General features: G+C 68.0%; 14 protein-coding genes. 10 read left to right on the forward strand and 4 right to left on the reverse strand.

Features of this window, described 5'->3' with window-relative positions; all coding sequences use genetic code 11:
- Positions 1-129: 129 nt before the first annotated feature.
- Complete coding sequence (locus tag HBF32_RS16675) at positions 130-672, reverse strand: carboxymuconolactone decarboxylase family protein (protein WP_166700910.1); 543 nt, start codon at positions 670-672, stop codon at positions 130-132.
- Between the two features lie 160 nt (positions 673-832).
- Entirely contained in the window at positions 833-1,381 is a 549-nt protein-coding gene (locus tag HBF32_RS16680) for a peroxiredoxin (RefSeq protein WP_166700911.1), read from the reverse strand.
- A 148-nt stretch (positions 1,382-1,529) separates the two neighbouring features.
- Here HBF32_RS16680 and oxyR point away from each other — a divergent pair, with 148 nt between their 5' ends.
- Together oxyR and HBF32_RS16690 are read left to right on the forward strand one after the other, a co-directional pair.
- Positions 1,530-2,489: a DNA-binding transcriptional regulator OxyR gene (gene oxyR, locus HBF32_RS16685; RefSeq protein ID WP_166700912.1), complete on the forward strand. Its 960-nt coding sequence runs from the start codon at positions 1,530-1,532 to the stop codon at positions 2,487-2,489.
- 11 nt (positions 2,490-2,500) lie between these two features.
- Positions 2,501-3,106, forward strand: coding sequence for a hypothetical protein (locus tag HBF32_RS16690; RefSeq protein ID WP_166700913.1), 606 nt, complete (start codon positions 2,501-2,503; stop codon positions 3,104-3,106).
- A 9-nt stretch (positions 3,107-3,115) separates the two neighbouring features.
- Here HBF32_RS16690 and HBF32_RS16695 read toward each other — a convergent pair whose 3' ends face one another.
- Positions 3,116-3,634: an adenine phosphoribosyltransferase gene (locus HBF32_RS16695; RefSeq protein ID WP_166700914.1), complete on the reverse strand. Its 519-nt coding sequence runs from the start codon at positions 3,632-3,634 to the stop codon at positions 3,116-3,118.
- Positions 3,635-3,661: 27 nt separating this feature from the next.
- Positions 3,662-3,934 carry a putative signal transducing protein gene (locus HBF32_RS16700; protein WP_166700915.1) on the reverse strand — a complete coding sequence of 91 codons (273 nt, stop codon included), beginning with the start codon at positions 3,932-3,934 and terminating at the stop codon, positions 3,662-3,664.
- A gap of 904 nt (positions 3,935-4,838) precedes the next feature.
- Between HBF32_RS16700 and HBF32_RS16705 the strand changes: the two genes are divergently transcribed.
- From HBF32_RS16705 to HBF32_RS16740, 8 genes are all read left to right on the forward strand, one after another.
- Complete coding sequence (locus HBF32_RS16705; protein ID WP_166700916.1) at positions 4,839-6,566, forward strand: glutamine--tRNA ligase/YqeY domain fusion protein; 1,728 nt, start codon at positions 4,839-4,841, stop codon at positions 6,564-6,566.
- The gene (locus tag HBF32_RS16710) at positions 6,566-7,123 is read left to right on the forward strand and encodes a nucleoside deaminase (protein WP_166700917.1); all 558 of its coding nucleotides are present in this window, start codon (positions 6,566-6,568) and stop codon (positions 7,121-7,123) included. The genes HBF32_RS16705 and HBF32_RS16710 overlap by 1 nt, the downstream gene beginning before the upstream one ends.
- A 27-nt stretch (positions 7,124-7,150) precedes the next feature.
- Positions 7,151-7,858 (forward strand): TVP38/TMEM64 family protein, encoded by a 708-nt coding sequence (locus tag HBF32_RS16715; RefSeq protein WP_338039821.1) that lies wholly within the window; start codon positions 7,151-7,153, stop codon positions 7,856-7,858.
- Positions 7,859-7,939: 81 nt separating this feature from the next.
- A complete protein-coding gene (locus HBF32_RS16720) occupies positions 7,940-9,862 on the forward strand; it encodes an ATP-binding response regulator (protein ID WP_166700918.1) in 1,923 nt (640 codons plus the stop codon).
- Positions 9,863-9,950: 88 nt separating this feature from the next.
- Positions 9,951-10,637 (forward strand): LuxR C-terminal-related transcriptional regulator, encoded by a 687-nt coding sequence (locus HBF32_RS16725; protein WP_166700919.1) that lies wholly within the window; start codon positions 9,951-9,953, stop codon positions 10,635-10,637.
- Between the two features lie 2 nt (positions 10,638-10,639).
- Entirely contained in the window at positions 10,640-11,635 is a 996-nt protein-coding gene (phnD, locus tag HBF32_RS16730; protein WP_338039822.1) for a phosphate/phosphite/phosphonate ABC transporter substrate-binding protein, read from the forward strand.
- A 178-nt stretch (positions 11,636-11,813) separates the two neighbouring features.
- Positions 11,814-13,124 carry a sensor histidine kinase gene (locus tag HBF32_RS16735; RefSeq protein WP_166700920.1) on the forward strand — a complete coding sequence of 437 codons (1,311 nt, stop codon included), beginning with the start codon at positions 11,814-11,816 and terminating at the stop codon, positions 13,122-13,124.
- Between the two features lie 82 nt (positions 13,125-13,206).
- Entirely contained in the window at positions 13,207-14,151 is a 945-nt protein-coding gene (locus HBF32_RS16740) for a VTT domain-containing protein (protein WP_166700921.1), read from the forward strand.
- The last annotated feature ends 35 nt before the right edge of the window (positions 14,152-14,186 follow it).

Genomic DNA, 14,186 nt, shown 5'->3' on the forward strand with positions numbered 1-14,186 from the left:
AATGAGAAAGGCCGCGTTAAGACGCGGCCTCGCATATCGCATGCAGGAGTCGCTATAGCGGCGAGGAAATCTCCCGACGAAGCCGCAAGATCGCTCTCGCCGCTATAGCGGCTCCTACAGGGTAGCGTTTCAGCCGGCCGCGTCGGCCTGCTCCAGCACCACCGCCACCGCGTGAATCACCGACGCGATGCGCACCGCGCTCTGGATCGCCTGCACGCCGATGCCGCCTTCGCGCAGCACACGATCGTGCGAGTCGATGCACAAACCGCAGCCGTTCACGGCGGACACCGCCAGCGAGACGAGTTCGAAATCGTTCTTCGCGTCGCCCTTGTACCCGGCGATGACATTCATGCGCAGCTTGGCCGGGATGGTCTCGTATTCCGGGTGGCTGACGAGGTGCTGGAAGCGATAGTAGATGTTGTTCATGCCCATGATCGCGGCCGAACCCTTGGCGGCGGTCAACTGCTCGGGCGTGGCGTGTTCGGCGGCGAAGGCGGCGATCGCCTCGGTCAGCGGCTTGAAGCGGGAGGCGTACGCCGAGCCCAGCGCGACCATCGCGATCTGCGCCATGTTGAGGCCCGGGGCGCCCGGCTCGCTCAGTACGGCATCGAGATTGAGCTTGAGGTCTTTCGCGTATTCGGGAAGCTTGCTGCGCAGATCGGCGACGCTCATGGATGTACCTTCATCTTTGTGGCTTAAGGGGAAAGAGGCACGGAATGTCTCGGCACCTGCGGGCACCGGTTCACGTGGGAACGCGAAGGGAAAGAAGGGAGGGTGCCCCGCCGCGCGAGGGAGGGAGGGAACGCGGCGGGGACTTGGTGAAGCCTGTTGCTTAGGCGACCTTCAGGGTCTCGTCGCCGGCCTTCCAGTTGCAGGCGCACAGCTCGTCGGTCTGCAGGGCGTCGAGGACGCGCAGCACTTCGTCCGGGTTGCGGCCGACCGAACCGGCAGTCACGTAGGCGAACTGGATCTCGCCGTTCGGATCGACGAGGAAGGTGGCACGCTGGGCAACGCCTTCATCGGTCAGGATGCCGAGAGCCGCGGACAGCTCCTTCTTGATGTCTGCCAGCATCGGGAAGGTCAGGTCCTTCAGGTCGGCGTGGTCCATGCGCCAGGCGCGGTGGACGAACTCGGAGTCGGTCGACGCGGCCAGGATCTGGCAGTCGCGATCGGCGAACTTCTCGTTCAGGTCGCTGAAGCCCTTGATCTCGGTCGGGCAGACGAAGGTGAAGTCCTTCGGATAGAAGAAGACAAGCTTCCACTTACCCTCATAGGACTTGTCCGTCACGTCGACGAAGGCGTCCTCGATCTTGGTAGCCAGCGGGCCGCCGGCCACGGCCTTGAGGTTGAACTGGGGGAACTTGTCGCCAATGCTCAGCATGTAAGACTCTCCGTTGAGGGTTGGGTAAAAGGGGGTTGGGTCGGACTTGACCAACAAAGCTTACCGGCCTGGTACATATATTCCAAATCGATTGTAGGCATGAATGTGATAGGCTGCATCTATCAGAAGCCCCTTCGAGGCAGCCGCCATGAATCTGCGTGACCTGTCCTACCTCGTCGCCCTGGCGGAGTACCGTCATTTCGGCCGGGCCGCCGAAGCCAGCTTCGTCAGCCAGCCCACGCTCTCCACCCAGATCCGCAAGCTCGAGGACGAACTGGGGGTGGCGTTGGTGGAACGTACCCCGCGAAAGGTCCTCCTCACGGAAACGGGGCGTGAAATCGCCCGCCGCGCCCGGGCCGTGCTCTCCCAGGTGGACGAGATCAAGTCGATCGCCCAGCGCACGCGCGATCCCGAATCCGGCACGATCCGCCTGGGCATCTTCCCCACCCTCGGCCCCTACCTCCTGCCCCATGTGATCCCGCGCCTCCGCGAACGGTTTCCGCGGCTGGAACTGCTGCTGCGCGAAGAGAAGACCGAACAGGTGCTGCACATGCTGCGCGAGGGCACCCTCGATGCGGGCATCCTCGCGCTGCCGGTGCACGACGATTCCCTGCACACGGAGTTTCTATTCGAGGAACCGTTCCTGCTGGCCGTGCCGGGTGGGCACCCGCTCGCCTCGCGGCGGAAGTTGCGCATGGAAGACCTCTCGGAGCAGAACCTGCTCCTGCTCGAGGACGGCCACTGCCTGCGCGACCAGGCGCTCGAGGTCTGCCACATGGCCGGCGCGGGCGAGAAATCCGGCTTCCGCGCCACCAGCCTCGAGACGCTGCGGCAGATGGTGTCGGCGAACGTCGGCATCACCCTCCTGCCCGCGCTGGCCGTCAAGCCGCCCATCGCGCAGTCGGCCAATGTCCAGCTCGTGGAATTCGACGCCCCGGCACCGAGCCGGCGCATCGCCATGCTGTGGCGGAAGAGTTCGGCCATGACGCCGTTCTTCGAGGCGCTGGCGGCGGTGATCCGCGACGTCCCCGCCCATCTGCTCAGTGCCAATGGCTGCGCCACGGGTCAACCGGATGCCACGCCGCACGTTGCCCCTCCATCGTCTTAACGGTTCGCTCCATGCGTCTCTGGCTCGTCGTCCTGCTCCTGCTCTGTGGCTGGGGCGCGCACTCCTGGTGGAAGCACCGGCCCTTCCACAACACACCCGGCATCCTCGCGGCGGACCAGCCGGCACAGGAGACCTTCGACGCGGGCGCGACGCTCCGTCGCGGGCACTTCACGCTCAGCACGCGCGCCACCTTCGCCATGACCGGCCGCGTACTGTCGCGCGAGGACTACCAGCTGGACGACCTCGCACCCATCGCGCCGACCGACCTCGCCATGGGCTGGGGACGCATGTCGGACAGCGCGGTACTGGACCGCATCCGCATCTCGCAGTCCAACCGCTTCTACTACTGGTACACGGACCGGTTCCCCATCCCGCGCCATGAAATCGAAGACTCCAGCGCGAACATGCACATGATTCCCGCGAACGACACGGCCGCCCGCGCCTTGCGCGACGTGCGCCCCGGGCAGGTCATCCACTTCGAGGGCTTCCTCGTCGACGTGAAGCGCGACGACGGCTGGCACTGGAACACGTCGCTGACGCGCGACGATACCGGCGCGGGCGGCTGCGAGATCGTGCTGGTGGAGCGCCTGAGGGGAGACGAGGCCACCGCCGAGTGACCGGCCGCCTCAGTACCCGATGAGGGCGTGCAGCGGCAGGTCGCCCGACCAGCGTGCACGGCCGTTGAGCCCCGCGAGTTCGATCACGACGCTCGCACCGACGACCTCGGCGCCCAACCGTTCCACCAGCCGGCGCCCGGCCTCCAGCGTGCCGCCCGTCGCGAGCACGTCGTCGACCACGACCACCTTTTCGCCCGGGGCGAGGGCATGCGTCCCGATCTCCAGGCGGTCGAGGCCGTACTCCAGGCCGTAGTCGACGCCGATCACCGGCGGCGGCAGCTTGCCGGCCTTGCGCAGGGGCACGAAGCCGGCCCCCAGTGCCCGCGCCATCGCGGCACCGAAGATGAATCCCCGCGATTCGATGCCGCAGACGGCGCCAACGCCCTGCTCGCGCCAGGGCTCGCACAGGGCGTCGATGCAACCGCCGAATGCCGCCGCATCGGCGAGCAGGGGCGTGATGTCCTTGAACATGATGCCGGGACGCGGAAAGTCCGGCACGTCGCGGACGAGGTCGAGAATGGCCTGCATGGGGATCCTGGAAGGTGGAGCGGGCGATCAGGCCGGGATGGTAACCGCGCCGAAGTCGTCGTCGGACGCCGCGGCCTTGCGGGCCGCGGCCAGCTGGGCATCGATCCGGCGGACGATGCCCTCCGCCGCTTCGGCGGCACCGTCCGGGACCATCACCGCCAGGAAGTCGCGGGCGGGCAGCTGGCCCACCGCGCCGGTGAGGAATTCGCCGGCGATGAACGCCGGAATCTCCGCACGCTCCAACGCATCCTTTACAAGATGGGCGTCGATCAGTGATTCGGCGTGGTAGGCGATGCGCATGGCTGCAAGCTACCCCGCCGTCAGCCCATTCGGCAAGCGCCGCGCGTTGGAAGACGACGCCGCTGCCCGGCGATGCCCTCGGTGGGTCCGGCTCGCTTCGCCATCGCGTTTTGTTCGCGCCCCTGGGTGGCGGAGTGGAGCCGTCGGGCGCCGTTGTTGTCGCTAAGTCCTCGTCCGGCCATCGCCTCCCTGCGGAATCGCTCCAACAACGACACCCGACGACTCCTCCGGACGTGACACAAGCTTGCAGGCGAGCCCGGCACACCCAACGGTGCGACTGTCATCTGGGCCGTGCTCGTACAGGAGCGACAGTTCGTCCGCTCTCTCCTTACCCTGAAAATCGCCCAAAGCACTTTCCGTCCTTCCATCACCCTTGACATCGTCTTGTCCCTCCAAGGAATCGATCCAAACCATGCGAGCCACACCTTGTAGGAGCCGCTATAGCGGCGAGGAAAACCCGCCTCACGGCGTCACCGTGTCATAGGCTTCTCGCCGCTATAGCGGCTCCTACAAAAAAGCTCGGTCATCAACATGAGAAGCGGCGCCGTTCGCCCTATCGCCAGCCGCGCTGCCTGCGAATCCCCGATAGCAGCCATCGGGGCCGGGTGACCGCTTTTCGCTCGCCCATCCCGTTATCCCAGTGATCCGAGAGGTGTCGGGCCAAGCCCCTCTGAGCGAGTTCGGTCGCTTGCGACCGCATGTTTGAGCGCAGAGGGGCTTGGCCCGGCGCCTCCTGCCGGGCACCACGGTGTGCCAGCCCCCACGATGGCGAGAGCCGAGCCGGAGCCCCCCATCGGCCCCAAATGCCGACGAGCCTTTCCAGCGAGGCGACGGAAACCGCAAGAGGCCTCCAAGAGAGGTAAACTCGGAGGTTTACCGCGCCCCACCTCCGAGCCCCTTCGCGATGTCGACCGAAACGCCCGTCCTGCAGCAGCACTTCATCCGCCAGATCGTCCGTGAAGACGTAACCTCCGGAAAGCATGCGCAGATCCGTACCCGCTTCCCGCCGGAGCCGAACGGCTACCTGCACCTGGGCCATGCCAAGTCGATCTGCCTCAATTACGGTCTCGCCGTCGAATTCGGCGGCATCTGCAACCTGCGTTTCGACGACACCAACCCCTCGAAGGAAGACCTCGAGTTCGTCGAGGCCATCCAGCGGGACGTGAACTGGCTGGGTTTCGAGTGGGCCGAGCTGCGCCATGCCTCGGACTACTTCGAGGTGTTCTACCGGTCGGCGCTGAAGCTCATCCGTCTCGGCCTCGCCTATGTGGACGACCTCAGCGCGGACGAGGTGCGCGAGTACCGCGGCACGCTGACCGAGCCGGGCCGCAACTCGCCGTACCGCGAGCGTTCGGTCGAGGAGAACCTCGACCTGTTCCGGCGCATGCGCGCCGGCGAGTTCGCGGACGGCAGCAAGACGCTGCGCGCGAAGATCGACATGGCGTCGGGCAACATCAACCTGCGCGATCCCGCGCTGTACCGCGTGCGCAAGGTTCACCACCAGAATACCGGCGACGCGTGGCCGATCTATCCGATGTACGACTTCGCGCACTCCCTTTCCGACGCGCTGGAAGGCATCACGCATTCGCTGTGCACGCTGGAATTCGAAGACCACCGGCCGCTGTACGACTGGTGCGTCGACAAGGTGGACCTCGCGCACGATCCGGAGCTGTGGGAACCACTGCTCGCCGCGGGTCTGCCCACGGTACCGAGCAAGCCACGCCAGATCGAATTCTCGCGCGGCAACCTCAACTACACCGTGATGAGCAAGCGCAAGCTGATCACCCTGGTCTCCGAAAACCTCGTGGACGGCTGGGACGATCCGCGCATGCCCACGCTCGCCGGCATCCGCCGCCGCGGCTTCACGCCCGCGAGCATCCGCCTGTTCTGGGAGCGCATCGGCGTCAGCAAGCAGAACAGCACGATCGACATGAGCGTGCTCGAGGGCGCCGTGCGCGACGACCTCGACGGCACCGCGCCTCGCCGCCTCGCGGTCATCGATCCGCTGAAGCTGGTCATCACCAACCTCGACGAGGCGCATGCCGAGTCGCTGACCTTCCCCAACCATCCGAAGGACGAGTCGTTCGGCACACGCAGCGTGCCCTTCTCGCGCGAACTGTGGATCGAACGCGACGACTTCGCCGAAGTGCCGCCGAAGGGCTTCCATCGCCTGAAGCCGGAAGGCGAAGTGCGCCTGCGCGGCGTCGGCATCGTGCGTTGCGACGAGGTCGTGAAGAACGCCGATGGCGACGTGGTGGAACTGCGCTGCACGCTCGACCTCGCGTCGCGCACCGGCATGCCGGGCGCGGACCGCAAGGTGAAGGGCACCATCCACTGGGTGAGCGCACGCGATGCGGTGCCGGCCGTGATTCGTCTCTACGATCGCCTGTTCGACCTGGCCGATCCAGACGACGACAGCGACGGCAAGACCTATAAGGACCACATCAATCCGCACTCGCGGCACATCGCGCACGGCTACGTGGAACCGGCCGCCGCGGGCGCCGCGCGCGAGGACCGCGTGCAGTTCGAGCGTCTCGGCTACTTCGTCGCCGACATGCACGACCATACGCACGCCGCGCCGGTATTCAACCGGGTGGTGACCCTGCGCGACTCCTGGGCGAAGCAGGCCTGATGCTGTACGCGCAGGTCCATCTCACCCTTCCGCCCTGGGTGCACGAGACGGTGAACACCTCGGCGGACTACGCCGGCGACGAGGCCAAGGTGGGCCTTGCCATCGAACTGTCGGCACTCAACGTCGACCTGGGCACGGGCGGTCCGTTCGGCGCGGTGGTGTTCGACGGCAACGACCGCATCGTCGCCGTCGGCGTGAACCGCGTCGTGCCGCTCAACACTTCCGTGGCGCACGCCGAGATGATGGCATACATGACGGCGCAGCTACGCCTGCAACGCTTCCGCCTCAACGAGGACGGTGGCCGCTTCGTCCTCGCGACCAGTGCGCAACCTTGCTGCCAGTGCTTTGGCGCAACGGTATGGGCCGGCATCGACGAACTGCTGATCGGCGCGCGGGCCGAAGACGTCGAGGAACTCACGACCTTCGACGAGGGCCCGCTCCCGCCGGACTGGATCGGCGAACTCGAGCGCCGCGGCATCGCCGTGCGCCGGGACATCCGCCGTGAGGAGGCATGCGCCGTGCTGCGCCGCTACGGCGAATCGGGCCCGGCGTATTGAGCCGGTGCGCGCCAGGGACACCCTGAGGTGACCGGCCGCTGGCGCGCCCTGCTGCCATTGCTCCTTCTCCTCGCCGGAGGCGCCGCGCTGTTCGCCAGCGGCGCGCTCGACCGTTTCGAACCGCACCGTCTGCTTGCCGAGGAGGGTCACCTCCGTGCGGGAATCGCCGCAAACCCCGTGACCTCGCGGCTCGCCTTCGCCGGCCTGCTGGCGCTGGCGATCGCCACCGGCGTGCCCGGTACCATCCTGCTCGTGCTGGGCGGTGGCCTGTTGTTCGGGGCCGTGGAGGGCACCGCCCTTTCGTCGGTGGCGCTCGTGCTCGGCTCGCTGGCGTTGTACCTCGCCAGCCGTTATGCCTTCGGCGCCGGCCGGAAGGACCCACCGCTGCTCGCCCAGCGCCTGCGCAAGGGCTTCGCCGCGCATCCCGTGACCTACACGCTGGCCCTCCGGTTCGTGCCCGTCGTCCCGCTCGGCGCCATGACGGTGGCCCTGGCCTGGCTGCGCTGCCCGCTGTGGCTCTTCATCGGCGCCACCTGGCTCGGCGGCACGGTGTCGCTGTTCGTGGAGAGTTCCGTGGGGGCGGGGCTCGGCGAGACGCTGGGGGACGGCAAGGCGGTGAGCGCCGCCAACCTGCTGGACGGCCGTATCCTCGTGCCGCTGGCCGCCTTCGCGATCCTCACGATCCTTCCCCTGGCCGCGCGCACCCTGGTCACGCGTCTGCGCCGTCCGCGCTGACGCCGCCTCTACTCCGTTCTGCGTTAGGCTTACGCCCTCGCGTGGCCTTTGGACGGGTAGCGCCAGGGGAACAATGAACGCATGCGTGACCTATCCGCTCCATGGCTGGAAAAAGTCTGGCGACGCACGTCGCTCGTGCAGCGCCTGACCTGCGTGGCGCTCGTACCGACGGCAATCAGCGCGATCCTGCTGGTCACGCTCCTCACCCGCCACCAGATGGACACCCTGCACGAAATGGGGCGGTCCACCGCGGACGCGATCGCGCAACAGGCCGCCACAGTGTCGGGCGACGCCCTGCGCACCGGCGAACGGCGCGAACTGGGCCGGATCGCGCAGTCCATCGTGCAGCTGCCGCAGGTGTCGCGCGTGCGCATCAGCGACCGCGACGGCGAGATCCTGGCCGATCGCGTGAACGGGTCCATCGCCGCCGCCGGCGACGACGACGACAACGGTCTCACCGTATCCCGCGAGATCCTCGATCCGCTGTCCCGCCGCGCGGTCGGCTCGGTCACCGTGGACGTCAGCGTGGAAGACGCTGTCGCGGCGCAGCGAGCCAGCTTGCACAACGCGCTGGTCTGGCTGGCCCTCAGCCTGCTCATCGCCGTGATGATCGGCTGGTCCACGGCGCGTTGGCTGAGCGCGCCCCTGCGCAACCTCGCCATCGCCGTGCGCCAGCTGGGCCTCGGCGACCGCACGGTGGTGGTCCCGGTCACCGACGACACGGAGATCGGCGACCTGCAGCGCGGCTTCAACGGCGCGGCCTCCAAACTGCTGCACGCGCAGATCGGCATGGAGCGCGAGATCGCCACCGCGACCGACGAGCTGGCCCGCAAGAACGCCGCCCTGGAGGCGGCCAGCGTGGCCAAGGCACGCTTTCTCGCCGCCGCGTCCCACGACCTGCGCCAGCCCCTCTACGCGCTCACGCTGTTCTCCTCCGGGCTGGCGGTGGACGAGTACGACCCGGTGCGCCTCAACCGCATCGCGCACATCCAGGAATGCGTCGAGTCGCTCGACCACCTGTTCGGCGAGCTGCTCGACCTCTCGCGCCTCGAGACCGGCGCGATGCCCGCGGTGATCCGCGACGTGCCCCTGGACGAAGTCTTCGAGGAAGTCAGCGTGAACTTCCGCATGGTGGCCGAGCAGCACGACCTCCGTCTCGTGGTGCGCACGACCCGCCTCTGGGTGCGCTCCGACCGCACCATGCTCGCGCGCATCCTGAACAACCTCGTGAGCAACGCGCTGCGCTACACGCGCACCGGCGGCGTGCTCGTGGGCGCGCGGCGGCGGCAGGACGGCAGCGTTCGCGTGGATGTCTGGGACACCGGCCTGGGCATCGCCAAGGAACACCTGCAGCACATCTTCGACGAGTTCTACCGGGTGGAGGGCGGCCCGGAGACCGGGCGGCCGGAAGGCACGCGGCGCGGCCTGGGGCTCGGCCTGTCGACGGTACAGAAGCTGGCCGGCCTGCTCGGCACCCGCGCGACCGTCCGTTCCCGGCCGGGCAAGGGCACCCTCTTCTCGATCGTCCTGCCCGAGGCGCAACCCGGGATGATGGATGCCGCGCCCGCGCCGGCCGTCGACCCGGGCATGCCACGCGACATCGTGGGCATGCGCGTGCTCGTGATCGACGACGAACCGACCATCCTTGCCGGAATAAGCTACCTCCTGGGCAGTTGGGGGTGCGAGGTGATGACCGCCGAGGACGCCCAGCAGGCGATGGAGGCCGTCCACCAGTGGATGCAGCCGCCGGACATCGTCATCTCGGACCTGCGCCTGCGCGAGGGCACGGGCATGGAGGTGATCGACCTGCTCGACCGTTACTACCGCCGCCGGCCCGGCGATCCGCCGCCGTTCGCCCGCGTGCTGATCACGGGCGAGACCCGAGGCGAGTTCCTGCATCACATAGACCAGACGGCCACCCAGGTGCTGTTCAAGCCAGTATCCCCGGAGCGTCTGCACGAGGTAATGGTTTCGGCATGGACTGTCCATCGGGCAGCCGTCTGAGCCGGATGGCCTGCTTGCCGACCGGGGCCCGTAGGGCTATGGTCCCCTCAACGGGGTGGCTCGCAAGCCTGGCGGGCGGAGGAAAGGCATGCGTGTTCTGATCGCGGACGATCATCGGCTCATCATCGAGGGCGTGAAGCTCAAGCTTCGCGAACTGGGCGACGATGTCGATTTCGTCGAAGCCGAAAGCGTCAGGGAACTCGAGCAACGGCTCAAGGAGTTGCCTGCGCCGGACGTGGCCCTCATCGACATGGCGATGCCGGGCGCGGAAGGTGTCGACCATATCAAGGCCGCCGTGGCCGCCCTGCGCGATCCCGGCGACGACACCGGGTCGCGCGGCCGTCCCGTGATCGTGCTGTCCGGCACCGAGGATCCTTCGGCGATCCGCCACGTCCTCGATCTCGGCGTGCAGGGATACATCCCGAAGTCGTCGCCGCCCGACGTCATCCTCAATGCCGTGCGCCTCGTGGTGGGCGGCGGCATCTACGTTCCGCCCGAGGCGATGAAATCGGCCGCCGCGACCGTGGCGCCCACCTTCGCGCTGTCCAACGGCAACGACGGGCTGACCACGAAGGAACGGCTGGCGACGGTCCTCACCGATCGCCAGATCGACGTCCTGAAGCTCCTCGCGAAGGGCCGTCCGAACAAGCTGATCGCGCGCGAGCTGCAGATCAGCGAGGGCACGGTGAAGATCCACCTGGCTGCGATCTTCCGCGCGTTGCATGTGCGCAACCGGCTCGAGGCCCTCGTCGCCGCGCAACACCTCGGCGACTGATCGTGCGAGGCTGGCTGGCCGCATGGCTGGTCTGCCTGCTCGCCGCCCTGCCGGCCGGCGCCGCGACGCCCGGCGACGTGGATCCCCAGGCGCCACTGACCTTCGGCATCCTTCCCATCGGCGGCCCCGCGGAATCGCTCGAAGCCTGGCGGCCCATGCTGGACGACCTGCAGAAGGCGCTCGGCCGCCAGGTGCGCCCCGTCTCGGTCACCACCTACGAAGGCATCGCGCAAGCGATCAGCGAGCAGCGCGTCGACATCGCCTTCCTCTCCGGGCGGCTGGCGCTGGATGCCGTCACCCGGCAGAACATGCAGGTAATCGGGCAGCTCACGCGCGGCGACGGATCGCGCGGCTATTACGCCGTGCTGGTCGTGGCCGCGGATTCGCGCCTGCGCACCCTCGCCCAGCTCTTCGCGCACCCCGGAAAGTGGCGCTTCGCGCGCGGCGAGGCCTTGTCGGTATCCGGTTACCTGGTTCCCGAAACGCAGCTGTTCGCGAACCGCGGCGTGGATTCGGACACCTTCTTCGCCAGCGTGCATGTCGACAACCACCAGAACAACGCGCTGGCGGTATCGAACGGCGAGGTGGACGTGGCGACCAACAACACGGCCGACCTGGAGCGCTTCCAGCAGCACTTCCCCGAGCAGTACGCGCGCCTGCGCATCCTGTGGAAGTCCTCGCTGATCCCGCACGCGGTGATCGTGATCCGCAACGACCTGCCCGCCACCTTGCGGGCCCAGGTCGCGGCCTTCATCACGGGCTACGGCAAGGGCAAGGACGGCCCGCGCGAGGAAGCCAATCTCAAGCGGATCCACGACATCAGCGGCTTCGCCCCCGCGGGAAACGCCGAGCTCGTTCCCTTCGCCGACATCGAATACACGCTGGAGCAGCGCCGCGCCAGCAGCGCGCAATGGGTGAGCGAGGGCGCGCGCGATGCCCGCTTCCACAAGATCCGCAGCGATCACGACGGCCTCGTCGCGCGCCTGCGAGGGAAGTGATAGGCCGGACGATATAGGCCGCGGGATTAGCTCCCCTTGTCTATCGCGAAACCTCCCCGCGTTTCATAGATTCGTCATGAGACTCCGCGCCCTAAGGCCCCTCATGACCGTGTCGCCGCGATCGCCAGGAAGGCCTGCGTCACTGCGAAGGCAGCTGATCGTCAAAGGTTTGCTGCCGATGACCGTCGTTGCCTTGCTCCTGGCGGCCATGCTCGGCGCCCTGCACATGCGCGCCGCGACTGCGGAAGCCCACGCTGTCGCGAGCATCCAGGCGATACGCATCGCGGCATCGATCGCCGAAACCTCGAACGACGACGCCACGCGCGACGCGCTCGCCCGCGCCCTGTTGCGCAGCGCACCCACCCAGGAAGCCATCCTTCACAGGGACAACGCGAGCGACCTCGTCGTGGACAGCGGTCGACGGCTCGCACCCGGCCGCCACCTGCACGTCTGGACGAACACCGACGCGGGCGAGCTCGAGACCGTCACGGACGCGACGGCGCTGCACGAACGCCATGTGGCGGGATTGCTCATGACGATGCTTCTGTGCACTGGCGTGGTGTGGCTCTTCGCGCTCGCGCGGCGCGGCCTCGAGCGCGACATGCTGGCCCCCGTCGAACGGATGCGTGCGCGCATCGATCGCATCCTCCATCCGCGTACCGCGCTGGAGCGCGGCGGCGACGACGAACTGCATGCGATCGACCGGCTGCTCGACGAGCTGGTGGACCTGCGCGCACGACATGACGCGGCGATGGCGGAAGCGTTGCGGCAGCGCCTGCAGGACATCGCCCGGCATACCCGCTTCGTCGAACAGGTGGGCGATCACTTCCGCCAGCCCTTGCAGGCACTCGCGCTCTTCGTCGCGGGCATGCAACCCGGCGAGGATCTTCGCCAGCGTGCCGTGCTCGGTCAGATGCGCAGCAGCCTCACCCGGCTGGGCGAGCTGCTCGACGGCCTTCTCGACATGGCTCGTTTCGACGCCGGCGCGGTGGAGCCCGCGGCGGTGGACCTCATCGCCGCCGACCTCTTCGTGCGCGGTCGCTCGGCGATCGAGGCGGATGCCGCGCGGCTCGGCGTCGACGTGCGCTGGCGCGGCGGGCGCGTGCCGCTGCACACCGATCCCGCGCTGTTCGGCGAACTGCTGCACCGGCTGGTGTCCAACGCCGTGCTCAGCACCCCGCACGGACGCGTGCTGGTCGCGATCCGCCGCCGCGGAAACGCCATCCGGCTGGAGGTGCGCGACAACGGCATGGGTCTCGAGCCGGGAATGCAGGCACGCGTCTTCGAGGAGTTCACGCGCCTGCCGGGCCACCCGGGTTATGGACTCGCCCTTGCCGTGGCCCGTCGCATCGCGGACACACTTGGCGGCCGGATCGGCGTGCGCTCCAGCCCGGGCCGCGGAAGCCTCTTCTGGGCGGAATTCGAAGGCACGGCCATCGGCCCGGCCGCGCGTCACGCCGCCGCCCTCCAATGGCATTCCGCCTGGTAGGAAGGGTTCCCCTCTGTCGCGCGTCCGGCGACCGGCGTATCGTTGCGGGGAGCAAGGAAACCCCCTTTCGAGGAACACGGGCGTGGCGAGCATCAACTGGTCGGACACGGCGCCCATCGTGGCGTTCGTCGGCGTGTTCGCCGGTGCCATCGGGCTGCCCGTTCCGGCGATGCCCACCCTCATCGTTCTCGGCAGCACGCTGGTCGCGGCACGCGACCCGTTGCTGATCATCGGCACCTTCTTCGCCGCGCTCGCCGGCGCCTTCCTCGGCGACGCCGCCTGGTTCCTCACCGGCCGCCGCTTCGGCTATCGCGTACTGGACGGACTCTGCCGCATCTCGCTGTCGCCGGACACCTGCGTGCGCCGCGCGAGCGGTTTCTTCGAGAAGCGTGGCGTGAAGTTGTTGCTGGTATCCCGCTTCATTCCCGGGTTGTCGCTGGTGGCGATTCCCATCGCCGGCGCGGGCGATACCCGCTTCTCGCGCTTCACCGTGTACGACCTGGTCGGCGCCGCGCTGTGGGTGGTGGTGGGACTGTCGGCCGGCATGTTGTTCTACCGGCAGATCGATGCCGTGCTGGCGCTGCTTCGCGAGTTCGGCATCGGTATGGCCGCCGTCGCGGCGATCGGCCTGGCGCTGTGGATCGCCTTCCGCTACGTGCGCCGCACGCTGCTCCTGGCGCGGCTGCGCAAGAGCCGGATTTCCGTCGACGAGCTGTCGCTGCTGCTGGCTAACGAGCCCGGCGCGCTGATCGTCGACGTGCGCTCGGCCATAAGCCGCCGTGACGACCCGTACGTGATCCCCGGCTCGCGCCTGTTCGACCTCGCCACCGCCGACCAGGAACTGGCCACCCTGCCCCGGCACAGTGCCCTGGTCATTTATTGCTCGTGCCCCAACGAGGTATCCGCCGCGAAGGTCGCGGAGCGCCTGAGCAAACTCGGCTTCTCCAACGTCCGCCCACTCACCGGCGGCCTGGGCGCCTGGCGCGAGGCAGGTGGCGATGTCGAGGCCATCGTGCTCAGCACCTGAACCGGAATGGTTGTGCGGGCCGCCTTCGCCTCGTA

The organism is Luteibacter yeojuensis (assembly GCF_011742875.1).
GTDB classification, from domain to species: domain Bacteria; phylum Pseudomonadota; class Gammaproteobacteria; order Xanthomonadales; family Rhodanobacteraceae; genus Luteibacter; species Luteibacter yeojuensis.